The sequence below is a fragment of the Methylomonas fluvii genome (assembly GCF_014850975.1).
GTDB classification, from domain to species: domain Bacteria; phylum Pseudomonadota; class Gammaproteobacteria; order Methylococcales; family Methylomonadaceae; genus Methylomonas; species Methylomonas fluvii.
The window spans coordinates 1,572,736-1,597,153 of the sequence record NZ_JACXST010000002.1; the positions used below are offsets into that span (position 1 = coordinate 1,572,736).

Annotated in this window: 24 protein-coding genes; 13 read left to right on the forward strand and 11 right to left on the reverse strand. The window is 53.3% G+C overall.

Features of this window, described 5'->3' with window-relative positions; translation table 11 throughout:
- Nucleotide 1: 1 nt before the first annotated feature.
- Entirely contained in the window at nucleotides 2-1,456 is a 1,455-nt protein-coding gene (locus EBB_RS16735; RefSeq protein WP_192394848.1) for a circularly permuted type 2 ATP-grasp protein, read from the reverse strand.
- Between the two features lie 457 nt (nucleotides 1,457-1,913).
- On the opposite strand from EBB_RS16735, the gene EBB_RS16740 reads away from it, so the two are divergent.
- The 10 genes from EBB_RS16740 to EBB_RS16785 all read left to right on the forward strand — a co-directional run bounded on the left by EBB_RS16740 (nucleotide 1,914) and on the right by EBB_RS16785 (nucleotide 14,013).
- Nucleotides 1,914-4,445 carry a circularly permuted type 2 ATP-grasp protein gene (locus EBB_RS16740; protein WP_192394849.1) on the forward strand — a complete coding sequence of 844 codons (2,532 nt, stop codon included), beginning with the start codon at nucleotides 1,914-1,916 and terminating at the stop codon, nucleotides 4,443-4,445.
- Between the two features lie 10 nt (nucleotides 4,446-4,455).
- Nucleotides 4,456-5,337, forward strand: coding sequence for a transglutaminase family protein (locus EBB_RS16745; RefSeq protein ID WP_192394850.1), 882 nt, complete (start codon nucleotides 4,456-4,458; stop codon nucleotides 5,335-5,337).
- A gap of 167 nt (nucleotides 5,338-5,504) precedes the next feature.
- The gene (locus tag EBB_RS16750; RefSeq protein WP_192394851.1) at nucleotides 5,505-9,656 is read left to right on the forward strand and encodes an EAL domain-containing protein; all 4,152 of its coding nucleotides are present in this window, start codon (nucleotides 5,505-5,507) and stop codon (nucleotides 9,654-9,656) included.
- A gap of 106 nt (nucleotides 9,657-9,762) precedes the next feature.
- Nucleotides 9,763-10,821 (forward strand): transglycosylase SLT domain-containing protein, encoded by a 1,059-nt coding sequence (locus EBB_RS16755; RefSeq protein WP_192394852.1) that lies wholly within the window; start codon nucleotides 9,763-9,765, stop codon nucleotides 10,819-10,821.
- 134 nt (nucleotides 10,822-10,955) lie between these two features.
- The gene (locus EBB_RS16760; protein WP_192373343.1) at nucleotides 10,956-11,579 is read left to right on the forward strand and encodes an inorganic pyrophosphatase; all 624 of its coding nucleotides are present in this window, start codon (nucleotides 10,956-10,958) and stop codon (nucleotides 11,577-11,579) included.
- Nucleotides 11,580-11,765: 186 nt separating this feature from the next.
- Complete coding sequence (locus tag EBB_RS16765; protein ID WP_192394853.1) at nucleotides 11,766-12,074, forward strand: type II toxin-antitoxin system HigB family toxin; 309 nt, start codon at nucleotides 11,766-11,768, stop codon at nucleotides 12,072-12,074.
- On the forward strand, nucleotides 12,064-12,417 hold the full coding sequence (locus EBB_RS16770) for a helix-turn-helix domain-containing protein (protein ID WP_192394854.1): 354 nt from the start codon (nucleotides 12,064-12,066) through the stop codon (nucleotides 12,415-12,417). Before EBB_RS16765 ends, EBB_RS16770 begins: the two co-directional genes overlap by 11 nt.
- Nucleotides 12,418-12,504: 87 nt before the next feature.
- Nucleotides 12,505-12,762 carry a type II toxin-antitoxin system Phd/YefM family antitoxin gene (locus EBB_RS16775; protein ID WP_192394855.1) on the forward strand — a complete coding sequence of 86 codons (258 nt, stop codon included), beginning with the start codon at nucleotides 12,505-12,507 and terminating at the stop codon, nucleotides 12,760-12,762.
- Nucleotides 12,746-13,132 (forward strand): type II toxin-antitoxin system VapC family toxin, encoded by a 387-nt coding sequence (locus EBB_RS16780; RefSeq protein WP_192394856.1) that lies wholly within the window; start codon nucleotides 12,746-12,748, stop codon nucleotides 13,130-13,132. Before EBB_RS16775 ends, EBB_RS16780 begins: the two co-directional genes overlap by 17 nt.
- Nucleotides 13,133-13,233: 101 nt before the next feature.
- The gene (locus EBB_RS16785; RefSeq protein ID WP_192394857.1) at nucleotides 13,234-14,013 is read left to right on the forward strand and encodes a hypothetical protein; all 780 of its coding nucleotides are present in this window, start codon (nucleotides 13,234-13,236) and stop codon (nucleotides 14,011-14,013) included.
- Here the strand turns inward: EBB_RS16785 and EBB_RS16790 are convergent.
- Nucleotides 13,996-14,217 (reverse strand): addiction module protein, encoded by a 222-nt coding sequence (locus EBB_RS16790; protein WP_192394858.1) that lies wholly within the window; start codon nucleotides 14,215-14,217, stop codon nucleotides 13,996-13,998. The genes EBB_RS16785 and EBB_RS16790 overlap by 18 nt on opposite strands.
- A 415-nt stretch (nucleotides 14,218-14,632) precedes the next feature.
- Here EBB_RS16790 and EBB_RS16795 point away from each other — a divergent pair, with 415 nt between their 5' ends.
- Nucleotides 14,633-15,334 (forward strand): hypothetical protein, encoded by a 702-nt coding sequence (locus EBB_RS16795; RefSeq protein ID WP_192394859.1) that lies wholly within the window; start codon nucleotides 14,633-14,635, stop codon nucleotides 15,332-15,334.
- A 175-nt stretch (nucleotides 15,335-15,509) separates the two neighbouring features.
- Here the strand turns inward: EBB_RS16795 and EBB_RS16800 are convergent, their stop codons facing one another.
- Both EBB_RS16800 and EBB_RS16805 read right to left on the reverse strand, forming a co-directional pair.
- On the reverse strand, nucleotides 15,510-17,288 hold the full coding sequence (locus EBB_RS16800) for a choice-of-anchor Q domain-containing protein (RefSeq protein ID WP_192394860.1): 1,779 nt from the start codon (nucleotides 17,286-17,288) through the stop codon (nucleotides 15,510-15,512).
- 187 nt (nucleotides 17,289-17,475) lie between these two features.
- On the reverse strand, nucleotides 17,476-17,796 hold the full coding sequence (locus tag EBB_RS16805; protein WP_192394861.1) for a hypothetical protein: 321 nt from the start codon (nucleotides 17,794-17,796) through the stop codon (nucleotides 17,476-17,478).
- Between EBB_RS16805 and EBB_RS16810 the strand changes: the two genes are divergently transcribed.
- Together EBB_RS16810 and EBB_RS16815 are read left to right on the forward strand one after the other, a co-directional pair.
- A complete protein-coding gene (locus EBB_RS16810; RefSeq protein WP_192394862.1) occupies nucleotides 17,795-18,496 on the forward strand; it encodes a HupE/UreJ family protein in 702 nt (233 codons plus the stop codon). The genes EBB_RS16805 and EBB_RS16810 overlap by 2 nt on opposite strands.
- On the forward strand, nucleotides 18,489-19,064 hold the full coding sequence (locus EBB_RS16815; RefSeq protein WP_225587473.1) for a hypothetical protein: 576 nt from the start codon (nucleotides 18,489-18,491) through the stop codon (nucleotides 19,062-19,064). Before EBB_RS16810 ends, EBB_RS16815 begins: the two co-directional genes overlap by 8 nt.
- A gap of 78 nt (nucleotides 19,065-19,142) precedes the next feature.
- Here EBB_RS16815 and EBB_RS16820 read toward each other — a convergent pair whose 3' ends face one another.
- The 7 genes from EBB_RS16820 to nifB form a co-directional block, all read right to left on the reverse strand.
- Complete coding sequence (locus EBB_RS16820) at nucleotides 19,143-19,748, reverse strand: nitrogen fixation protein NifQ (RefSeq protein WP_192394863.1); 606 nt, start codon at nucleotides 19,746-19,748, stop codon at nucleotides 19,143-19,145.
- A gap of 38 nt (nucleotides 19,749-19,786) precedes the next feature.
- Nucleotides 19,787-20,137: a 2Fe-2S iron-sulfur cluster-binding protein gene (locus EBB_RS16825; protein WP_026602163.1), complete on the reverse strand. Its 351-nt coding sequence runs from the start codon at nucleotides 20,135-20,137 to the stop codon at nucleotides 19,787-19,789.
- A 21-nt stretch (nucleotides 20,138-20,158) separates the two neighbouring features.
- Entirely contained in the window at nucleotides 20,159-20,446 is a 288-nt protein-coding gene (locus EBB_RS16830; RefSeq protein WP_192394864.1) for a 2Fe-2S iron-sulfur cluster-binding protein, read from the reverse strand.
- A gap of 187 nt (nucleotides 20,447-20,633) precedes the next feature.
- Nucleotides 20,634-21,911 (reverse strand): FprA family A-type flavoprotein, encoded by a 1,278-nt coding sequence (locus EBB_RS16835; protein WP_192394865.1) that lies wholly within the window; start codon nucleotides 21,909-21,911, stop codon nucleotides 20,634-20,636.
- Entirely contained in the window at nucleotides 21,908-22,339 is a 432-nt protein-coding gene (locus EBB_RS16840; protein ID WP_306790014.1) for an ArsC/Spx/MgsR family protein, read from the reverse strand. Before EBB_RS16840 ends, EBB_RS16835 begins: the two co-directional genes overlap by 4 nt.
- Nucleotides 22,339-22,623 (reverse strand): 4Fe-4S dicluster domain-containing protein, encoded by a 285-nt coding sequence (locus EBB_RS16845; protein WP_036274323.1) that lies wholly within the window; start codon nucleotides 22,621-22,623, stop codon nucleotides 22,339-22,341. The genes EBB_RS16840 and EBB_RS16845 overlap by 1 nt, the downstream gene beginning before the upstream one ends.
- Before the next feature lie 198 nt (nucleotides 22,624-22,821).
- The gene (gene nifB, locus EBB_RS16850; protein ID WP_192394866.1) at nucleotides 22,822-24,318 is read right to left on the reverse strand and encodes a nitrogenase cofactor biosynthesis protein NifB; all 1,497 of its coding nucleotides are present in this window, start codon (nucleotides 24,316-24,318) and stop codon (nucleotides 22,822-22,824) included.
- Between the last annotated feature and the right edge of the window lie 100 nt (nucleotides 24,319-24,418).

The following is a 24,418-nucleotide window of genomic DNA, read 5'->3' on the forward strand; positions in this document are numbered from 1 at the left end:
CTTATTGCTCCCTGTTGATAATCCAAGTGTCTTTACTGCCGCCGCCCTGCGAGGAGTTCACCACCAGTGAACCGGCACGTAGCGCTACCCGGGTCAGACCACCGGCAGTCACAAAGCTGTTCTCGCCTTGCAGAATGAACGGCCGCAAATCGATATGGCGAGGCTCCAGTTTGTCGTTGCATAAGGTCGGGCAAGTTGACAAAGCCAGTGTCGGTTGGGCGATGTAATTGCGGGGATTGTCCTGAATCAGTTTATGGAACTGCTTGATCTCCTTTTGTGTGGCGTGCGGCCCTACCAACATGCCGTAACCGCCGGATTCGTTGGCCGGTTTCACCACCAGTTCCGGCAAATGTGCCAGCACATAGGCACATTGTTCGGGATTGCTGCACAAATAGGTGGGGACATTCGGCAGAATCGGCTCTTCGTTCAAATAATACCGAATCATTTCCGGCACGTAGGCATACACCACCTTGTCGTCGGCCACGCCGGCGCCCGGTGCATTTGCCAGCGCCACATTGCCAGCTTTCCAAGCACGCATCAGACCTTTTACCCCCAGAACCGAATCTTTATGAAACACCTCCGGATCGAGGAACAGGTCATCGATGCGCCGGTAAATCACATCGACTTTTTCTAACCCTTTGATGGTGCGCATATAAACGCAATCGTCGTCTTTGACCAGTAAGTCTCCGCCCTCCACCAGTTCCGCGCCCATTTGCTGTGCCAGGAAGGCGTGTTCGAAATAGGCCGAGTTATAGATACCGGGCGTCAATACCGCAATTTGCGGCGTGTCGTCGGTGTCGGGAGCCAATGACGCCAGCATCTCAAACAACTGAGTCGGATAATCGTCCACCGGCAAAATATTCAGATTTTCCAACAACTCAGGAAAGATACGTTTGGTAATTACCCGGTTTTCGATCATGTACGAGACGCCGGACGGCACCCGCAGATTGTCTTCCAGCACATACAGCTTGCCATCGCCAGCCCGTACCAGATCGCTACCGCAGATATTGGCCCAAGTGCCGAATTTGGGCTGCATGCCTAAGCATTCCTTGCGAAAGTTGCTGGAACTGTTGATCAGATCAGCCGGCACCAAGCCATCCTTGATAATCTGCTGCTGGTTGTAGACATCGTTGATAAAGCAATTCAAGGCTTTCAAACGCTGTTTCAGCCCGGCTTCCACGATTTGCCACTCTTGAAAATCGATCAGCCTGGGAATGATGTCGAAAGGCCAAGCTCGATCAATATTGCCTTCGTCGCTGTAGACGGTGAAGGTGATGCCCATCTCCATGATGGCCGCTTCCGCCGCCGACAGCCGGCCTTTAATAGCGTCCATGCCCAAAGATTGTAAGTATTGACTCAAACTGGCGCAGGCATCGCGCGGCTTACCGCCCGCAGCAATCATCTCGTCGTAAGCCTTATCGGCGCGGTAATCCGCCCAAATTGTTGGTGTGGCCATGCTGTATACATCCTTGAACGTTGCTTTTATGGTGCAGATCCGCGCAGAATTGGTGCAAAAACGACCGCACCATTTCAACGCAAACCGGTTCTCATCAGTTAACTGAAATGAAGCAATAGCGATGCCAAGTTGCGCACCTACGGCTATCAATTGCGCGGCCCCATCCGACTTATCGTGCCCTAGCGCCGGAAAATACCCTTTAGTTCAGAAGCTTGAATCAACCCAATGCTTTATATTGGACGACTCTAGGCAGAGCCACCGAACCCACGCGGTCAATGATGCGCTCGGCTATTCCTGATCGTAACGGCATGCTTCTTGCGGGTTTCTTGGGCTACGCAGTCATCCAAAGTCTCGTCAGAATCAGCATCGGCACTAAGAATCCAGCTTAGAAAACATAAATAAACGAGATTGGCTTTGATAAATTGCGCTATACCCGGTAAACCGGCAAACTAAACCTATGAAAACCTTAAGCACACCAGAAGCTTTCGCGCCGGGATACCGCCTCGATAAGGGCATCCACGACGAAATGCTGGACGAGACTGGCCGGGTTAGACCGCATTGGTCCCACCTGATGCGGGCATTGCAACAGCTCGGCCCCCGCGAAGTGGGTGAACGCCACCAGGAAGCGCTAAGACTGCTGCGCGAGAACGGCGTCACCTACAACGTCTACGGCGACCCGGACGGTATTAACCGCCCTTGGCAACTCGACCCGATACCGCTATTGCTTTCCGGCGACGAGTGGTTCGACATTGAAGCCGGACTGCTGCAACGCGCCGAACTGTTGAACCTGATTTTGGCCGACCTGTACGGCCCGCGCCAGCTCATCAAGAAAAACCTGCTGCCGCTGGAGCTGATCTACAACCACGGCGGCTTTCTGCGCGTTTGCGATCAAGTAAGCTTGCCCGGCCAACATCAGTTGGTATTGTGCGCCGCCGACCTGGCGCGCGGCCCGGATAAAAAAATGTGGGTGCTGGGCGACCGTACTCAAGCGCCATCGGGCGCCGGATACGCATTGGAAAACCGCTTGGCCATGTCGCGGGTCTTGCCCAGCTTGTTTCGCGACACCCACGTCCACCGCCTGGCGCGCTTCTTCCAGTCCTTGCGCGCCGGCCTGAATGCCATCGCTCCCGGCGACGCCGACACCCCGCGGGTGGTGGTACTGACGCCCGGCCCGCTGAACGAAACTTTTTTCGAACACGCCTATCTGGCCTCCTATCTGGGTTACCCGCTGGTGCAGGGCGACGACCTGACCGTTCGCGACGGCTATGTCTGGCTGAAATCGCTGGTCGGCTTGCAGCGGGTGGACGTGATCTTACGACGGGTGGACGACAATTACTGCGACCCGCTGGAACTGCGCGAAGACTCGCGGCTAGGCGTCCCCGGCCTATTGGAAGTGGTCAGACGCGGGAATGTGGCGATTGCCAATCCACTGGGTAGCGGCGTATTGGAAAATCCCGGCATCATGCCCTTCCTGCCGGGTATCGCCAAATACTTCCTGGGCCAAACCCTAAAATTAAATTCGATAGCCACCTGGTGGTGCGGCCAAACCCGCGAGTTAAATTACGTACTGACCAATCTGGAACGCCTGGTCATCAAACCGATATACCGCAAGCCCGGCGAACACTCGGTGTTCGGCCATCAACTGAGCCGAGCGCAACTCGCGGAGTGGCGCGCGCGCATCAAGGCCCGCCCGGCATTTTACGTCGGCCAGGAATACGAAAGCTTTTCCACCGTCCCGGCTTTGGTGGCCGGCGGTTACGAACCCCGCCAAACCGTGCTGCGTTGCTTTATGGTGGCGCGCGCGGACGGTTATACGCTGATGCCGGGTGGTTTGAGCCGTAGCGCGCCGCAATACGGCAATATGATGATCACCAACCAAACCGGCGGCATCAGTAAAGATACTTGGGTGGTCGCTACCGAGCCGCAGCATCCGGCCATTCCGGCCAAGCGCAGCAGCAGCCTGGCCGGCCACGGCAATGCCCTACCCAGCCGCGCCGCGGACAATATTTTCTGGGTAGGCCGCAACGCGGAACGTGCGGAAGGCGGCGTACGCTTGTTGCGGGCCACGATCAAAAAACTGTTCAGCAACCCTGATCGCGATAGCCCCGACTATCAGCTCAGCCTGGAAACCCTGCTGCGCTGCGTCACCAGCATGACCGGTACCTACCCCGGTTTTTTTGCCGAGGATAACGAAAGCTTGCTGCTCACCCCCGAAGCCGAATTACTGGCGGTAGTAGTCGACGAAAGCCGGGCGGGCAGCCTGGCCAACACGGTAAACAGAATGACCCAATCCGGTTACGCGGTGCGCGATTTATGGTCGTCGGATACCTGGCGGGTCATCGATGAAATCGAGGAACAGGTTTCCGAGGCGCGCCGCCTGGGTAAAATCGGTTTGTGGTCGATGCAGGAGCAAATGGATCAGCTGATCACCACGCTCTCAGCATTCAGCGGTTTGGTGATGGAGAGCATGACGCGCGGCAACGGCTGGCTGTTTCTGGATATAGGCCGGCGCCTGGAGCGCGGTTTACAGTTGGTATCGGTGTTGAGAACGGCGTTTGCGATGCCGCAAAGCGAAGCGGCGGAAACCCGTTTGATCGAATCACTGCTGGACACCAGCGACAACCTGATTTGCTACCGCCAACATTACCGCAGCAACCTGGAGTTGGCCTCGTTTTTGGAACTTCTGCTGATGGACCCCAACAATCCCCGCTCACTGGCTTATCAAATCGCCCGTTTGCAGGAGCATGTCGGTAAACTGCCGCGAGAACCCAGCACCCGCCGGATAAGCGCCGAAGAGCGGTTGCTATTAGAGGCTAGTTATCTGCTGAATATCGCCAACATCGACGACTTATTGAGCGTCTCCGAATCAGGCATTCGCGAAGCGCTGGACCAACAACTCAGCAAGATTTACGCCCTGTTGGCCGCGCTGTCCGATACCTTGACCGCCAATTATTTCCGCCACGGGGACGCGCCGCAATCGCTGTCCTAAGGGAGTCACCATGCGTTATCGGGTTACCCATACCACCACCTACCGTTACCAGCAAACCGTAGGCTTGTCTTATAACGAAGTCAGGATGCAGCCGCGGCCTTGCCCGAATCAGCAACTGCTCAGTTCGCAGCTGAAAATTACCCCCTTGCCCTGCGACTATCGGACCCGTACCGATTTTTTCGGCAATCAAGTTGCTTGGTTTTCGATTCGCGAACCGCATCGGGAGTTTGTGGTCACCGCCAGCAGCGAAATACAGATTTTTCCGCAACCGGTGCAGTTGGATTTAAGCCACGGCATGAGCTGGGAATTAGTCAAGGAAGCACTCTGGAACGACAGAAGCGAACCGCTATTGGAGGCGCGGCAATTTGCCTTGGATTCGCCGTTCATTGCCGCCGATGCCGCACTGGCCGCTTACGCGCAAGCCTCATTCACGCCCGGCAAGGCGCTGATCGAAGCGATACACGATCTGATGCAACGCATCCACCGCGATTTTACCTTCGACCCGGAATTCACCAACCTGGCCACCCCACTGACCACCGTGCTGCAACACCGGCGCGGCGTCTGTCAGGATTTCGCCCATCTGGCCATCGGCTGCATCCGCTCGCAAGGCCTGGCGGCCCGCTATGTCAGCGGCTATATCGAAACCCTGCCGCCGCCCGGCAAGAAAAAACTGGTGGGCGCCGACGCCTCGCATGCCTGGTTCTCCGTGTACTTACCGGACCTGGGCTGGATGGACTTTGACCCTACGAACAACCAATTGCCGGGCGACAGGCACATCATCGTCGCTTGGGGCCGCGACTATAGCGATGTCACGCCATTGAAAGGGGTGATTTTCGGCGGTCAAAACCACGAATTGAAAGTGGCGGTGGAAGTTGAAAACCTGGGCGCGTAACCCTACACAGATGCCGAAGAATCACCCGCATGAAAAGCCACCTTTCATCCGTTAGGAATTCCCCGAAATCCCCATACTTAGCTCGTGACAAAACCTTGCATTTCGTGAGATAAACCGAGATATTTGGTTTGTCTCTTCACCCGCATTCAATGCATCAAGGTAATCTCTTGCGCCGTTTTTCGACCTTTTCCACCGCAGAACTAGTCCGCCTTATCGGCTTGGCTGTCGCCTACGCGCTTGTTGCCAAACTGATGTTGATGTTTTTCGCCGCCAACCACGTCGTTTCCATCATCTGGCCGCCCGCTGGCATGGCGTTGGCGGCCTTGTTGTTAAACGGCAAAAAGCTCTGGCCGGGCGTGTTCCTCGGCGCGTTGCTGGGTAATCTGTGGGCGGGCAATCCCTGGCAACAGGCTTTGCCTATCGCTTGCGGCAATAGCCTTGCAGCACTAACCGGCGCCTATTTGCTCCGCGACATTCACAAACTGCAACAACCGCAAGATTACCTACGCATCTTATTTTCCGGCGCCTTGGCTGCGCTCATCGCCGCCGTTATGGGCGCCTCAAGCCTATCCCATTTTGCTGCTATATCGACGCCGCCATGGTCAGCCAATTTCGCATATTGGTGGATGGGCGACGTATTGAGTATCGCGATTATCACCCCCCTAATTCTGGTCTGGCGGCAACCGCCAAGTTTTAGCTGGAACCTGTTACAAGCCTGCCGGGCCTGGTTTTATGCCACGACAGCGTTTCTAGCGGGGCAAATCATTTTCTTGTCGTGGCCGCTGGATCCCGGTGAATACGGCAAAGCGTTCTATATGTTCGCTTTTATAGTTTACGGTGCCCTGCATTTTGGTTTACACGGCACCTTGCTGTTGATCGGCATGGTAATGTTGCAAAGCATGTTCGGTTGGATTTTTCGGGTTGGCTATTTTGCGACTTTCAACGGCGAATCCAGTCTATTGCTGCAATGGTCGTTTTTACTGGTGCTGTCCAGTGTCGGCATTTCCCTGGCGCTGGCTATCGAGCGATACCAACGGTCCGAACAGTTCAGCAAAGCCCTTGGCGATTTCAACAAACACATTCTGAGTTCGGTTCAGGAAGGCGTGATTGTTTACGATCTGCATGGCCGTATTGAACTCTGGAATCGTTTTATGGAAACCCTGACGGGACGGCCGCAAGCCGCTTGCCAAGGGAAAACCCCCATTGAATTATTTCCCTGGCTGGCGCAAACGCCAATCCCTAACGGCATTCAAAAGGCGTTGAAAGGCGAAACCGTCTATCAAGCCCCATTTACCTCCGGCGACGACCGCTGGATCAGTTCGATGCAAATGCCGATACGCGACGACCAGGATCGGATTGTCGGCGTTGTCGAACTGGTCAAAGACGAATCATTAAACGTCGAGTTCGGCAAATCCCTGTCGGTCAGCGAATTGCGCTTTCAAAGCATCCTGGACAATACTCCCACGGTGATTTACAGCAAAGACCTGCAAGGCCAATACCTGCTGATCAACCGCCAATTTGAAAAACTGTTCTCGGTTGACAATGAGACTGTCAGAGGCAAACGGGATATCGATTTATTTCCGGGCGACGCCACCAAACTGCTATGGGAAAACGATTTAGTGGTCGTCAATAGCGGCCAGGCGCAGATTTTTGAAGAAAAACTCGCCCATCAAGACGGTACCATTCATACGTATTTGTCGCATAAGTTTCCGCTACGCAATGCGCAAGGCGAAATCTATGCGGTGTGCGGCATTTCCACGGACATCAGCGAACGCAAACTATCAGAAAAATTATTGCAGGAAAGCGAATTACGCTGGAAATTTGCGCTGGAAAGCGGCGGTGACGGCGTTTGGGATTGGGATTTGACCAATGGTAAAGTGTTTCTGTCGCCGCGCTGCATGGAGATTCTGAACTTCAGCGAACAAGATAGAGACAATGATTACCGCAATTGGGAAGCCACGATACACCCGGAAGACAGCGCCCGGATGATGTCCGACTTGCAAACGCATCTGAAAAACCGCAGCCCACGCTTCAGCAACGAACATCGCGTAAAGCACGGCGACAACCAATGGCGCTGGATTCTGACGCGCGGCCTGGTGATCGACCGCGATGCCCGGGGCAAGGCTTTGCGGATGATCGGCACCCAAACCGACATTACCGAACGCAAACAGCTGCAATGGCTGCAATTGTCCAAGATTGTCGATGGTTCGCCGGAAGCCACGCTTTTAGTCGGAGAAAACGGCGTCATCAAACTCGCCAACCCGCCCGCGGCGAAAACGTTTATCTATACGCTGGATGAGTTGATAGGCCTGACCGTCGAAGCGCTGGTACCGGAACGTGCCCGCGCCAAACACCCGGAACAGCGCGCACGATTTTTAGAAGAGAACAAAGCCCGGCCAATGAGCGCCAGCCGCTCGCTAACCGCAATACGCGGCGACGGCACGGAATTTCCGGTGGAAATCAGTTTGACGCCTATCGATATTGACAACCGGCGCTACATTATCGTCTCGGTGCTGGACATCAGCGAGCGCAAACGCCTTGAACACGAAATGCAGTTAATGGCCATGATTTATCAGGCCATCGGCGAAGCGGTGATGGTCGCGGATGCCGATAACCGCATCATCGCGATCAACGAAGCGTTTACCCGCCTGACCGGCTACACCGCGGAAGACGCGATAGGCTATTCCACCGACATTCTGAAATCGGGCCGCCACGACCCGGATTTTTATCAAACCATGTGGCACTCGCTGTTACAAACCGGCCACTGGCAAGGCGAAATCTGGAATAAACGCAAAAACGGCGATATTTACCAAGAATGGCTGGTCATCAACACCATCTACGGCGAACACGGCGAAGTCGAACGCCGGGTGGCGATGTTCTCGGAAATTACCGAGCAAAAACATGTCGAACAAACCATCTGGCGCCAAGCCAATTTCGACCCGCTCACCGATTTAGCCAACCGGCGCATGTTCCAGGATCGCTTGAACCAGGAAATCAAAAAAGCCCAGCGCGACAAAAACAGCTTGGCGGTCATGCTGCTGGACCTGGACCGCTTCAAAGAGATCAACGATACCATGGGCCACGGCATGGGCGACATTTTGCTAAAAGATACCGCCCGGCGCATCTTGTCTTGCGTGCGGAATGTCGATACGGTGGCTCGGCTCGGTGGCGACGAATTCACCATCATTCTGGGCGAATTAGATTCGCAGACCAGCATAGACCGCGTCGCTCAAGCCATCCTGCACCAGCTTGCCGAACCGTTTCGTTTGGGCGAGGAATTAGCCTACATTTCGGTCAGCATCGGCATTACCTTCTATCCACAAGATGCGCTGGAAGCCGAGCAACTGATCAAAAACGCCGATCAGGCCATGTATTCCGCCAAGCAACAAGGCCGCAACCGCTACAATTTCTTCACCAGCGAGATGGAGCAAACCGCGCAAAACCGCATGCGCCTGACCAGCGACCTGCGCCAAGCGCTGGCCAATCAAGAGTTTTGCCTGTTCTATCAACCGATAATCGAACTGAGCAACGGCAAAATGCATAAAGCCGAAGCCCTGATTCGCTGGCAACACCCCACGCGTGGCATGATCAGCCCGGCGGAATTTATTCCGTTGGCGGAAGAAACCGGACTGATAGTCGATATTGGCGATTGGGTATTTCGAATGGCGGCAAAACAGGTCGCCGAGTGGCGCGCCCAATTTCGCCCGGATTTACAAATGGGTATTAACAAGTCGCCGGTGCAATTTACGCGCAGCAATCTGGGCGACAGCAAATGGATAGACTATTTGCATGAGCTGGGCTTATCCGGCCAATGTGTCGTCATCGAAATTACCGAAAGCCTGTTACTGGATGCCGACAATATTGTCCGCGACCATTTATTTGCTTACCGCGATGCCGGCATCCAGGTGGCTATCGACGATTTCGGCACCGGCTATTCGTCACTGTCTTATCTGAAAAAATTCGACATCGATTATCTGAAGATAGACCAAAGTTTCGTACGCAATCTGGAAGCCGATTCCAGCGACTTGGCGCTGTGCGAAGCGATTATTGTGATGGCGCATAAACTGGGCTTGAAAGTGATAGCCGAAGGCATCGAAACCCATCAACAACTGGAATTGCTAACTGCCGCCGGCTGCGACTACGGCCAAGGCTATCTGTTTTCCAAACCGCTGCCTGCTTCTGAGTTTGCGCAGTTGTTCGATACGGAAAGTCAGCGACCGACACCGCAGCCGGCGCCCGCCTCAAGGGCAACAACGCCGGCAAAACCGGCCGGACGTGGCGACTCCAGTATTTCTAAATTGTTCGGTTCGGACAAATAAACGGCAGGCGGCGATGTACACCAGTTTTTAGAATGAACGCTTTCGGCAATCTGCGGCCCAAAGCCTCATATTTTTTATCAGAATACCTATTTGAAACGGAGCTTTTATGCTGACCCACAAACTGTCTTTCCCCATTATTTTACTGAGTACCGCCGCGCTATTTCAGCAAGCGGCATACGCTCAAGACGCGCCCAGCCCACAGCAAGCGCTACAGAACTTCGGCATCAGCACCGCGCAAATCCCGCCATTGGAACGCGGCGAAATCATCGCTTACGACGTCAGCGAAACCAGCCAAAAAGAACTCGCTATTGGCGTAGCGATGATCATACCGGTAGACTTGCCGCAACTGGCCGATTACATCAAAAAGGGCAAACTCAATGCCGGCGAGAGCGACATCGTCGCCACCGGCATGCTGGGCGATAACGCCAGCATCGATAGTTTTAAGAAATTTGCGTTTACCGAAAAGCAAGTTGACGAAGCCAAAGCCTTTCTGGAAGCGGAAACGGGCGACGAATTCAACCTCTCCAAAGCCGAACTGGACAGTTTGAAAAACTTGCAAGCCGGGTTGGAAGATGCCGACAACAAAACCTTGCTGAAAACCGCTAATCAAAAATACCGCGAATTTTTACTGCAACGTCTGCAAGCCTATAAAAAAAGCGGCTTGGCCGGTATTGCCCCCTACAGCCGCGATGGCGGCACAGCCGACCCGGCCGCGGAACTGCGCAACGACGCGGTGAACAGCAAGGCCTGGGCGCGTTACTTTCCGGAATTGCAACAAGCCTGGTTAAACTATCCTGCCGCATTGCCGGCCAATACCAGCGAACAGTTTTTGTGGTTGAATCGGCGCGTGGAAGACCGCCCCACCGCCGTGCTGAATCATCGTGTCATCGCCATCAGCGAAGGCGGCGGGATTGTGGTTTCCCGGCAATTTTACGTCGGCCACTCCTACAACTCCAGCCAAGTGGTCGCCGGCGGCCTACCGTATAAAGACGGCACGCTAGTGTTTTATTCCATCCGCAGTTCCACCGATCAAGTCGCCGGTATGGGCAGTAGCCTGAAGCACTCGATAGGCCGCGAACAGATGAAAAAAGAAATGATCAAGCGCCTGCAACGGCTGAATAAAGACATGAAACTCAAACCTGCGGCAGTGGCCCCCGAAGAGTAATGTCGACAAACACATGCAACGGCATGTAACGCAAGCCCAATCAGAGACTAGTATTAAGCTTGATTGTCTTGCGGATTGCCCCCATCCTGGTAAATATCCCTATAACCTTATTCCCCAAAGCTACTGAATCTTAGATGAATATAAAACACAAAGCCCACCCCTGGCACGGTATCTCGCCCGGCGACAACACCCCGGACATCGTCACCGCCTTCATAGAAATCGTGCCGTCCGACACGGTGAAATACGAAATCGACAAAGACAGCGGCTATCTAAAAATCGACCGGCCGCAAAAATTCTCCAACATGATTCCTACTCTGTACGGTTTCATTCCGCGCAGCTATTGCGCGGAAAAAATCGCCGAATACGCCGCCGCCCGATCCGGCAAACCGGTCAGCAAAGGCGACGGCGACCCATTGGATATTTGCGTATTAAGCGAACGCAGCGTGACGCACGGCGACATCCTGTTGCAAGCCATCCCCATCGGCGGATTCCGTTTATTAGACGGCGGCGAGGCCGACGACAAGATCATCGCCGTTATGAAAGGCGACGAATTCTACCGGCAATGGCGCGACGTCTCCGACTGCCCGGAATCGTATATCAACCGTTTGAAGCACTACTTCCTGACCTATAAACACTTACCCAGCGAAACAAGCATCTGCGAAATCACCCACGTCTACGGCCGCGAAGAAGCCCATGAAGTCATCAAACGGGCGATGGCGGATTATCAGTATCATTTTGGCTGCCAGGACGACGAGTAGAATCGTTTGAGAAGGGATGCGCCGAGCTAGAGACGGCGCATCCCCAGTAACGCAAATTCAATTGGCGAGCGACATGCACTTTGCGCATTTAGTCTCAGCGCACTTGTTAAGCGAATATTTGTTCGTTGCGTAGAGTAACGGCACCTCTTACACTGCTCCCAATTGGGGAGATAAAACTCTATAATCATGCGGGTCATAGCAAAAAGCACCATCAAGAAATTTTGGGAACAGCCCTCGCATCGCGATGCAAAAGGCCCACTTGAAAGTTGGTACGAAGAAGCCCTGAAAGCCAATTGGCCTTCACCGCAAGCCATCAAGAATCAATATCGTAATGCCAGCATCTGCAATAACAATCGCGTAGTATTTAACATTAGCGGCAACAAATACCGTCTAGTAGTAGAAATGCAATATCGCGCCGGCATTGCCTGGATAAAGTTTGTTGGCACACATGCCCAATACGACCTAATTGACGTGGAGACGGTCAATGACTATTAAGCCAATCCGAAACGACGATGAATTAAAAGCCGCCTTTCAACGGCTGGAAGCCATATTCCAAGCCGCACCGGATACGCCGGAGGCCGATGAAATGGAGGTATGGGTTACGTTGATCGAGGTTTACGAAAACAAACATTACACCATCGCCCCGCCAGATCCTATCGAAGCCATCAAATTCCGTATGGAGCAGCAAAACCTCAGCGCAAAAGACCTGGAAACCTATATCGGTAGCAGCGGCCGCGTATCGGAAGTCCTTAACCGCAAACGCCCTTTAAGCCTAAGAATGATCAAACGCTTACACGACGGCTTGGCGATTCCATACGAGAGTTTATTAGCCGGCTAAATCAGCAACGGCTAGTGCTTTGAGGGGACAAACGGGAAAGATGCGTGATAGACTAAACCAACTCAACTTGGTTTATCGGAGATCTTCGTGCAAACAGTAAATATACACGAAGCAAAAACTCACTTATCTCGATTGGTTGAACAAGCTGCGAAAGGCGAACCGTTCGTGATTGCCAAGGCGGGTAAACAGCTCGTCAAGGTTTCCGCGCTAGACAGCCCAACGGGCGATCAAATCCGACGTTTGGGGTTCCTGAGCGGATATATCAAAGTGCCTGACGATTTCGACAGAATGGGCAGTGAAGAGATTGCGCAGTTATTCGGTGCTGACGATGAAACTGCTGCTTGATACCCATCTGCTGCTTTGGGCGGCTGGCTCGCCAGATTTGCTACCTGAACAAGCTCGCCGGATGCTGGAAGACATGCAAAACCAGCTATTTTTCAGTGCCGCCAGTCTCTGGGAAATCGCCATCAAACGCGGCCTCGGCCGTGATGACTTTCAAGTAGACGCAAGAGTGCTGCGCCGCGGTTTGCTGGACAACGGCTATAACGAAATCCCCATCGGCAGCGATCACGCGGTTTTCATCGAAAGTCTACCACCCATCCACAAAGACCCCTTCGACCGCATCCTGGTTGCGCAAGCCAACGTAGAAGGCATAACGCTTTTAACTGCCGATGCGCTGGTTGCAAAATACCCGGGGCCGGTACGATTGGTTTAATGTTCAAAAACTGGGGCTAATCAGCGAATCACAAAACCCGAAAGGTCGCTGAAAGCCCGCCCCTTCTCCTTCTGGAGAGGGCTGGGGTGAGGAGACGTAAATTGGATTTTTTGGCAAAACAATTGGTATGCGGTGCATATCAGTTACAACCATTAAGCGCTGGTGGTTTGTTATCGAATCCCATGAAAGAGCTTGCGAAAACCATGCTTGTCGAAGCTCTGGAAGGTAAGAAGAAAGGGCAAAGCCCAGCCGATTTAGTTATCGTTATAGACGATGTGGAGCTTGAAAATTTGGGGCGAGAAAACGTCATAGCCGAACACTTTCAGGCTGCGGTGAACAATGCTATCCAACTTAAGGCCAAAGGCATATCTGCCGAAGAATCGAGGATTCGGAGCGTCATTCGTGATAAATGTTCTTTCCATTTGCTCAAGCCTATGGTGGAAGCTTATCTATTTGGTGATACCGTGGCGCTTGGGCTGGCAGGTGTGCCTACAGAAGTAATTCCAAAGCTCGTTCATCAATCGGACGTAGAAAAGTTTGAGACCAATGACCCGAAATGGTTACCTACCTGTCGCATAGAAAACACAAAAAAAGCCAACGATAATAAGCTGTGGTGGCTTCATGAACGTCACCCTAAAGCTTATCTTGATTACTTACTGCCTAAGGAATATTCCGAAACTACTCATGGGTTGCAGGCTCTCATAAAGCTCAATTGGCCACAAGTACCGAAATGTCAGCACGACATTCCCATTTTTGGTTCGCTGTTTCAGGATGTTGCGGACTGGTTCAACATAGCAAATCCAATTACTGGGGCAACTCATCCTGATTTCTATCCCACAAAAACATCGAATCGCGCGAACTTGCTACTTCGGAATATGTAATTCTTTTTCAGCTTGTTTGTCCCGCAGCCAATCCACAGCCTCAATGTCTCCGGACAAAAACCCGGCTTCAGTCTGTTTTAGCTCGGCTTCGTGCCACGCCGGAGGCGGAAGATTGGTCTCGTCTTCGGCTAAGTCATTCCAAAGCGCTTCGATAATCTTGAGTTTTTCGATGGCGGGTAGCTGATGTAGTTCGGTAATAGTCATATTCAAATCCACCTGTTACTTTGTTGGACCGATACTAGCGGGTATTGCGGCCGGATACTAGCGAGGCGTGCAATAAATCACGCCATTCAACAATCACATGAGCAACTGTTCTTCTGGCTTCACCAGATTGACATACTATTCGCACGCAATAATTACGCATGCCTCAAAACTTATATACTTCGCGTAACAATCCATTAGAAGAACTAGATGACCTACACCCGGTTTTTCAATCCAGCAATAGCCTGGCGGCAATGATGACCGCGAAGATACCGTGCCCCAGGAACGCAAGACCCTGTAATGAAAAATTGCTATTTGCCTGACACCAATAGCTGCATTTACATCGCCACAAACATCACTGCTCAAGCATCCCCTTCAACACCGACAATTCAGAATATGTAAACTCAGGACAATCCGAATGAAACATTTATCAATGACGATTCTTTTGTTGGCCGCGTTAGCCGGCTGCACAACAAGCTCCCCCTATACCCAGCCATTAGCCGCAGCCGACCCGGCTCCAACGCCAAAAACCCTATCCACCGCCTCGCTCTACCCACCGGCCTCCACCGAAAAAACCGGTCCGGTGAATGTTTATCTGATTCCGTTGAATGATTTCTCGGAAGATGTTGCCGCGCAAATAGGCAGGGATTTGAGTAAGGAGTTCGGCCTGTGGGTTAAAGGCACGGTGGCGATGGGCACGCAAGGTCTGATGCCGATGCCGGGCAGTCAACAATTCGCGGCGGAAGACATCTTCGAGCAAGCTAAAACCGTGATGCAGCGTTTGCCGGAAGCGGACGGCAACACCTATTTTATTTTTCTGACCAATCGCGACATCAACAGCCGGGCCCGGAATTTTCGGTTCCAGTTTTCCTATCACGACAAGGTCTGCCGCTGTTCGGTGGTTTCGGCAGCGCGCATGCATCCGGAACCGGAAAACTCGCCCGGCGGTCGTCAACAGCTTGAATCCCGATTTATAAAAATGACCAAACGCGCCATCGGCCAGATGGTTTTGGGGTGGGAGCGCTCCAGCGATATTAACGATCTGATGTATTCGCCGATCATGAGCCTGGACGATATAGATCATTTGGGTAATCGGCATCCGGCTATTCCTAAAAAATAAGCCGGCACAAGCAGCCGGCTTTGTGGGTTTTCGCTGGATGTCACGTTGTTTTAACCCGGCCCTTTTTTACAGATACGCCGTTCGGGCTAAACTCTTTGAAGCCCTAGCTGGTGCGCCCTTCGAAAGGCTCACCGCAAACGGTATTTAAGTGCCGGGTTAATAACTCCGGTACGACTTAAGGAATACCGGTTTTAGCCTCGCAATTGGCTGCGGTATCGGTACCGGCGCCGCCGTCGCAGCTATCTGTACCGGCTTCGCCGTTGAGGGTGTCGTTGCCGGCATCGCCTTTCAGCGTATCCTGGCCTAGGCCACCGCAAATGACGTCGTTATCTGCGCCGCCGCTTATGGTGTCGTTACCGCTCAGGCTGTGGATGACGTCGCGGCGTTTCGTACCGACTAAAGTATCCGTACCTGGAGTGCCGACGATGGTGGGCACCAGACCGTTGCACAATAGCGGCTGAACCGCGACCGTTTGCGTGGCGCTGTTATTGAGCGGCTGGCCGTCGGTTTGATCGGCAAGCACGTTCACTTGATTGCTCAACGTAAGCGCAGCACTAGGAATGGCTTTGACGGTGACAGTAGCGCTGGCAGTGTTAGCCAGACCACCCAAATGACAAGTGATCTTACCGCTGGCTAGCGCACTGCAACTACCTTGCGATGCGGTTGCAGAGATTGAGGATAAACCGGAGGCCGGCAAGGTATCGATTAACGTCACACCTGTGGCATCGGCTGTGCCGTTATTCTTAACGACAATGGTCCAGGTCAGGCTATCGCGCACCATCGCCGCGCTTACCGTGCCGCTGACGGCCAAATCCGCCGCTGGCGCAGACTCTAATTCAAAAGCACCAATGTCGCATTGCGGGCCTTGCGGACGAGCCAAGCCGCGTTGATCGACATTGTTTACCGGCACAGTTGCGCACAATAGGTTATCGGCTGCATCAATGGCCCCGCTGCCGGGGATCAATGCCAAGGTTTGAGTCGGACCGCCGTGGTTGGCCAAACTAGCTTCCACCAAAGTACTGGCATCCACGCCGGTGATATTGCCGTTGCTGCCATGCACCGGCAATATCGGGTCAACCCCGTTCCATCGGTAAAACAAGTTGGCGGGAAAGCCGATCAAGTTGTAACTGGCGGTGGTTGGCGAACCGCCGATGTCGGCATCACCCACCGCTGCCGTATTACCGGCGACGATGCTGTTGTGTAGATTCAGCGTACCCAGGTTTTCGATGCCACCGCCGTTGTCTTCCAGCGAACAAAAAAAGCCCGGCGGGCAAACTGGCAACTGCACGCTGTTGCCGACAATGGTGCTGTTAGTGATAGTCGCCGAGATACCGGAGTTTCTAATCGCGCCGCCGAAAACCGAACGGTTGCCGGAGAAGGTACTGTTAACCACCGTCAGATTGCCGCCGGGATTGGCCAGTGTGGTATCAGAGTAGTTGGCGATACCGCCGCCGGTGCGGGTCGCGGTATTGCCGACGAAGGTGCTATTCAAGACAGTGAGGCTACCGAATTGGTTATAAACGCCGCCACCCAGCGGGTCCGCATAACCGTTGGCGACGGTCAAATTCTTTAAAGTCAAACCCGCGCCGGGTGTCACCCAAAGCACGCGCACGGCGTTACCGCCACTTAAGGTGACGCTGCGGCCTAAGCTATCCAGCGTTAGGCCATCGGCATCGCTGATGGTCAGGGTGCTGTTCAACACGGTGGTACCATTGACGCCAAAGGTGATGGTGTCTGCACCGCTGCCGGCCGGGCAATCGCCGCCCGTGGTATCGCTGTCGCTGTTGGCATTGGCGACCGCTTCGCGCAGTGTGCAACTGCCGTCCGCCACTGCTGCCACATCCAATAAATTGGTAACGTTAATGGTGGCAGCCCAGGCGGGCGAACCTAGCAGCGCGGATAACACCGCCAAGGCCATGTAGTGGCCGGATGGACTGATTTTAGAACTATTCATATAAATCCTTTGGTGCTTGGTTTGCCTTGGAACTAGGCTATTGGTGGCCGATCAATCGGCACTGTTTATGGGGGTAATTGTTGTTTTTAACTTATTCGCGTGTTGTCATTTATGCGTTAACCGGTTGAATAAAGAGCATCCCCTTGCCCTTGCATAGTCAAGTCAAGTCAAGTCAAGTCAAGTCAAGTCATACCGGCGGGATCAGATTAACACCGGCCATTTCGTGCAGGGCAATTACCTCGTAAATCACCGGAGATTTGCAAAGGTTCAACACGGATAAAAAATTATTCACCCAGCCCTTAAAGATCACTACTCCCGCGCAGGCTGAAGCGCAGTTGCTACCGAAGTTTCTCTGCTTATTATGAATGGCTCCGGCTTTTGCGGTCATGACGGGCTCGCGGCATTTAATGGCCAGATTAATAAACGCGGTATGCTGTACTTGCCATTTATTAACCCCAATATCCGAGTCGGCTATACTCGGCGCCATGACAACTGGATTTTTAAACATGACTCCCGCAACCTTGCGAAAAACCTGGCTGATAGGTTTACCGCTCCTGCTATTGCTGCTTAGTTCCACCGCCTTCGCCCACGGCGTCGATGTCAATACCGAACGATTTTTGCTGGCCAACCAAGGTGTCGCCATCGGCCCGTTTTTGTACATCGGCGCCAAACATATGCTCACCGGCTACGATCATTTGTTGTTTTTGGTCGGCGTGATTTTCTTTTTATTCCGCACCCGCGACGTGTTGGTCTATGTCAGCCTGTTCACTTTGGGACATAGCTTGACGCTGCTGTTCGGCGTGTTAAGCCACATTTCGGTCAATCCGTTTTTGATCGACGCCATCATCGGCCTGTCGATTGTGTATAAAGGCTTCGACAATCTGGGCGGTTTTCAGCGCCTATTGGGGTTTCAGCCCAATACGAAATGGGCGGTGATGATTTTTGGTTTGTTTCACGGCTTTGGCCTAGCGACCAAATTGCAGGATTTTTCGCTGCCAGAAACCGGGCTTTGGAAGAACTTATTGGCGTTTAATGTGGGTGTAGAGATCGGCCAGTTTCTGGCTCTGCTGTTTATCTTGATCGCGTTGGACTTTTGGCGACGTCACCGCAGTTATTACACCTTTTCCACTGCCACCAACACGCTGTTAATGTCCGGCGGCTTGATTTTATTCGGTTACCAAATCACGGGGTACATCATCAATGGCTAATTCGATGCCAGACCACAATCCGCCAATTCAATCCGTTAAATCGCTAACTATCGCCAGTATGTCGGCAATCTGTTTGGCCGGCGTGATTCTGTTCACCGCCGTATTGCCAGCCGAATATGGCATAGATCCGACCGGGTTTGGAGAAATGGCCGGCTTGACCCGTTTATCGTTGCCAAGCAAAACCGGCAGCGCAGTGAGCGCTTGCGCGGAGCCGGCGGTGAGCGCCGCGCAACCAGCAGCGCCCTCGCAGTGGCAGGATACGGTGAAAATTGTGGTGCCGGCCGGAGAAGGACTGGAATACAAATTCCATCTCGCCAAAGGCGCGACCCTGGAATATTCGTGGTCCACTAATGGCGCGGCGCTGTATTTTGATTTTCACGGCGAGCCGCAAGGCGATAAAACCGGCTATTTCAAAAGCTATAAGGAAACGACCGATAGCCAATCCAGCGGCTCGTTAAGCGCGCCCTTTGAAGGCTCGCACGGCTGGTATTGGGAAAACAAATCCAACGCGCCAGTTACTGTGGTTTTAAACACGAAAGGAGCCTATCGGATTTTGGGTTTGATGTGATCGGATAAAGCCGTTGGCTCAAGGAAACCAAGCTGATTGACATCAAATTAGCGTCAACACTGGAAGAACGAAAACGTTTCAATCTTCCGGCCCAAAGCATTGCGCATAATCTTTACAGACCTCGCAGGACGGCGCCCGGCAAACGTATAAGCCTTCCGCTTCGCACAGTTGTTTGTACAAAAACTTTTTCCACTTCATGTCTTTGCTGTTGCGCACCAGCAATTCCGGAAAGTTGTAGCCCAGCATGGCCGACAAATCGCTGCGGGACCACAAACCCAGATCCTGCCAGAGATGATCACTGCCCAAACAAGCGGCGACGATCAGCGCGATTAGCCATTCGGTTTCCGCGCCGGGATTGGCGGCAAATTGCCCCAGCAGGATTTCCAAATCCTGTTTTTCCAACATGCGGCTGTAATCCAGCTTGCTACCGGAAAAGGCATCCGGCGCCAAGAAATAGCCAGGAAAGTAGCGGTCGATAAGCTGTTCAAATTGTATTGGGTTCAAGCCCAATCTATCGGGAAGCACGCCATCACCAATACACCAACTAGCGATAATTTGCGCCAACCAGACGCTGTTAGGCGACTGGTCGGCACAGGCCAACAGATCCTCATAAATGTGTTGCCGCGACTTCATAACCAAGGGCTCTGCCCTATCATTCGATGCCATGCTAAGTGTGCAACTCATACTCGATTCTCCGGCCTTTTTAACGACGACGCAGATGCTTAATACTCAACGCGAATATCTTCATCCCTAACGATCATCTGACAAGCCAAACGCCATTCCGGCGGCAGGTCGTCAACGATCATTTGCTCCAACTGTTCGGTAGTGACTTTACCGATTTGTTTCAGCAGGGATTTTTCCTTCTCAGTCATCGTGCCACCCATGCGCTCCATTTTTTTGTCGATGCTGGTGACGCGGACCACGCAAGTGCCGCATTCGCCGTCTTCGCATTCGAAATTGATGGGGATCTTGTTTTCCAAAGCCAGCTTCAAAATAGTCTGGGTGTGACTGCCGGCAACGGCGTAGACGGTTTTATCCCGGTATTCGGGACTGGTAAATGTGACTAAAGCCATGTGTTACTCCTTTTGCGTTGCTTAAACTGGTTTAAGGGAAATTTCGCCGCCTAAGACTTGCGCTTGGCAAGCCAGACGGTTGTGTTTGCCGGCCATGTTTTCCCGCAAAATTTTGTCTTCCAGTACGGACGGCTCGGTCAGGTTATTCCAGCCGCCCGTCACTTTCATGATGCAAGTTCCGCAATCGCCTTCCCGGCAACCGTATGTAATCCCGGAACCTACTTTCTCGGACACCTCAATCACCCGGGTGCCGGCGGGGACGGTAACCGTCACGTTTATATCTTCAAATGTAATGGTCGCTTTGGCCATTGTAAAAACTCCATAAGGTTTAAAAGTAATCTCGGCAGCCTCTAATCTGAGGACTCCCGGTTTGGAACCGAAACGATTCCTGATTTTCACCAGCCTTACGGCCGATGAGTTCACCGATGCGTCCGTGGATCGGTTTAGCCTACGAATACCGCTGTAGACTCAATAGCAAGCGTCTGTGTAATCCGGTTTACAGGTCCGCAAAATTAATCACCCGCGACTCTCTGGCCCCGGTCAGCTCTTGGGCCAACTCCAGACCAAAGGCTTTGCACTCGTGTATTTCGTCGTCGGTAGGAATCAGCTTGACGCGCAGGCCTTGAATCGGCACGCGCAGTTTCAAGCCGCGCAAGCGGTCTTCCACCAGGCGCACACCTTCGCCGGTCCAACCGTAAGAACCGAATACGCCGCCGAGTTTGTTTTTCAGATTGACCACCGCCAGCGACGAGAGCAGATCCCAAATGGGCTTGACCGCATCGCCGTTGATGGTGGGCGTACCCAGCACCAGACCGTCGGCTTCTTCGATCAGATCGACGAACGGTGCAACCTCACCGCCTTCCAGGTCGTAAAGCGATACCCGCACGTCCTCAATTTGCATCGCCCCTTGATAAATGGCTTCCGCCATGCGCCGGGTATTGCCGTAGGAACTGATGTAAAAGATCAGCAGAGTTTTTTGATTGGGCCGCAGTTCGTTATGCAGCGCCGGGCTGGATAACTGCCGATAACGTTGGATGTAATGCTGCGGGCGGTCGCGCAAAATTGGCCCGTGAGTGGGCGCAATCAGTTTCAACGGCAAAGGTTCGATCAATTCCAAGGCCCTAACCACATACTCCTTGAACGGCCGCATGATGTGGGCGTAGTAGTACTCAAAGGAAAACCGAAAATCGCCGACCTTATCGTTGTACAAACGGTTGTCGCAAAAATGGCAGCCAAACACATCACCGGAAAACAGCATCGCTTCTTCCGGGGCATAGGTGCATTGGGTGTCGGGCCAATGTAAATAGGGGGTGTGCAAAAACTCTAAACTGCGGTCACCCAAGGACACTTTGTCGCCGGTCACCACCGGGGTAAAGCTCAACTCGTCCTGCTTCAGCAAGCCTTTGAGCATGGACTGGGCTTTTTGGGAAATGAATAACTGTGCTTGCGGCGCCCGTTTCATCAGCTCCGGCAAGGCGCCGGTATGGTCGGGTTCCAAGTGATTGAGGACAATGACTTTGATTTCCGCGTAATCGGCCACGCTTTCCAGGCGGGCGAAAAAGTCGTTGGCAAAACCTTCCTTCACAGTGTCGATCACCGCCACGCCTTCGCTGCCGCGAACCACATAAGCGTTGTAGCTAGTGCCGTTGGCGGTCTTCAGAATGATGTCGAAGGTACGCAGATTTGGGTCCAGCGCGCCAACCCAATGCACACGTTCGGATAAAGCCACGGCAAGCGGTACGCCGTCTTCGCTCTCCAACTGGACACTGTTCATGGCTTGCAGGCCTCGGCGTGCGCCTGCTTGGGACAGGTTTCCAAATCCTTGTTCGACGCCAAGGCCGCCAAACCCAACCAGGCATCGACTTGTTGTTGGTCGAACCCGCAGACGCGTTGTTCATTGACCTCCATCAAAGGCCGCCGAATCAACAACGGCTGCGCCACCATCAACGCTATAGCTTCGTCTGCGCTGACAGCATTTGGATCGACCAACCCTTGTTTGACAGCCGGCGCGCTGCGGTTAAACCAGTCCGCCACCGGCATGTCGCCGAAAAACGAGCGCAGCTTGGCCGGTTCCTTGCCCCAGGGTTGCTGCAACAGGTCGTAAACCACCAGCAAATGGCCGGCGGAACTCAGCAATTGCTTTTGCCGGGTATTGTTCAAGCAGCCCGGCTTTTCATAGAAATGCACGGTGGCCATGGCCATCAATGGGCTTGCAGTTCCGCCATCGCCTCGGCCATTCTTTCCGGCGGGATGCCGGTCAGCGAGCCGGGCGGGTTAATCGGCACACCCAGTGCGTCGAGAATCGCCCCTTCAATCGGGCAAATGCTGGCGCATTGCGTATCTTTAAAATCGCCTTCGCATTCGGTGCATTTTTTCGGGTTGATCCTGAAATGCCCGGTTTTTTCCGACATATAGATCGCCTTGCTAGGGCACAACGGCTCGCAGGCATAACAGTTGACGCAGGATTCGATAATTTGTAAGGCCATGACGTTACCTTTGTATTCTGTGATTTAGCGTTTGGTGGAAATGCCCTTAAGGCAAAACCGATTCGTAACATCGTATGTCCCAACCCAATGGGACAAACTTCCTCTCCTGATGGAGAGGGCTGGGGAGAGGAGAATTACAAAAGCCATTGTTTTGCTTCGTCCTACCCAACCCTCTCACGCAGGAGAGGAAATATCGGATCAGGCAGTCGCCCGTTCTTCTTGTGGTGCAGCCTCGTCCAACTTGCCGGCGGCAGCCATTTCCTTGTAGACAGCCATCACAGCTTCTTCGATAGGCTCCATCGCGTGCTCGCCATTTGGAACGATGCCGGCTTTTTCCAGCAAGTCCCAAGGCTCGTAGCCAATTTTGGAACACAACACCGCTTCGCAGCCGGCCAGGGAACGAATGGTTTGTTGCAACACGCTCTCGCCGTCGCCGCAGGTATCGTCGCCGCCGCAATACAAATCGGTTTTGCGATGACTCATGAAACGCACGCCGTTTGGCGATGCTTCGTAGATCAGGAATTCCTTGGCATGCCCGAAGTGCATATTGATGACGCCTTGGCCGCTGGTGGCGATGGCCATCAGCACCGGACGGGTGTTCAGCTTGGGCTCGTCGGCATGGCTGGCGGCTTTTTCGACCTTCGCGGCGCGCTTGCTGTGCATTTCCTCGGCAATTGCTTCGTGAATGACTTTGCGTTTTTCCATCGCCGATTGGTAATCGATTTCCATCGCCTCGATTTTGTCCATGGTGAACTCGTCGCCACGGTCTTCGCCCAATAGGCCAACCGCGTCGGCGCGGCACTGCCGGCAATGGCGCATCATGTTCATGTCGCCGGAGCACGAGTCTTGCAGGTCCATCAATTCATCTTGAGTCGGACCGCGTTGGCCCATGACGCCGTAGAAAGTGCCATGTTCGGCTTCCGCGATTAACGGCATGACGTTGTGCAGGAAAGCGCCTTTGGCTTTGACGATTTTGCTGACTTCAGCCAAGTGCTTGTCGTTGACGCCGGGAATCATCACCGAGTTGACCTTGACCAAAATGCCTTTGGCCGCCAACATTTCCAGGCCTTTTTGTTGCTGCTCGATCAAAATCTTCGCGCCTTTCACGCCTTTGATGCGTTTGTTTTCCCAGAAAATCCAAGGATAGATTTGCGCGCCGATTTCCGGATCAACGCAGTTGATCGTGATCGTGACGTGGTCGATATTGTGTTTGGACAATTCTTCGACCGACTCCGGCAAGGCCAGACCGTTGGTAGAAACACACAGCTTGATGTCCGGCGCTTCAGCGCTCAAACGGCGGAAGGTTTCGAAAGTACGCTCAGGATTGGCCAATGGGTCACCAGGGCCAGCGATGCCCAACACAGTCATTTGCGGAATGTTGGCTGCCACTGCCATGGTTTTTTTCACGGCTTGGTCCGGCGTCAGCAACTCGGAAACCACACCGGGACGTGACTCGTTGGAGCAATCGTATTTGCGGTTGCAATAGTGGCATTGGATGTTGCAGGCCGGCGCCACCGCCACGTGCATGCGGGCAAAATAGTGGTGAGCGTCTTCCGAGTAACAAGGATGATTTTCTACCTTGGAGCGAATCTCGTCGGACAAATGGCCGAGTTGATCATCACTTGTACCGCAAGAATGGGAGGAGCAGCCGCCTGCGCTGGCTGCTGGAGTTTCGTTGATTACTGGCAGTTCCATATTCTTCACCTCACTTGATTGGTTATGCAGTGAGAAAGCACAGGCCATGCCAGTTATGAAATCAATTTAAAGCATTGATAAATATGTGAATTTTTACAAA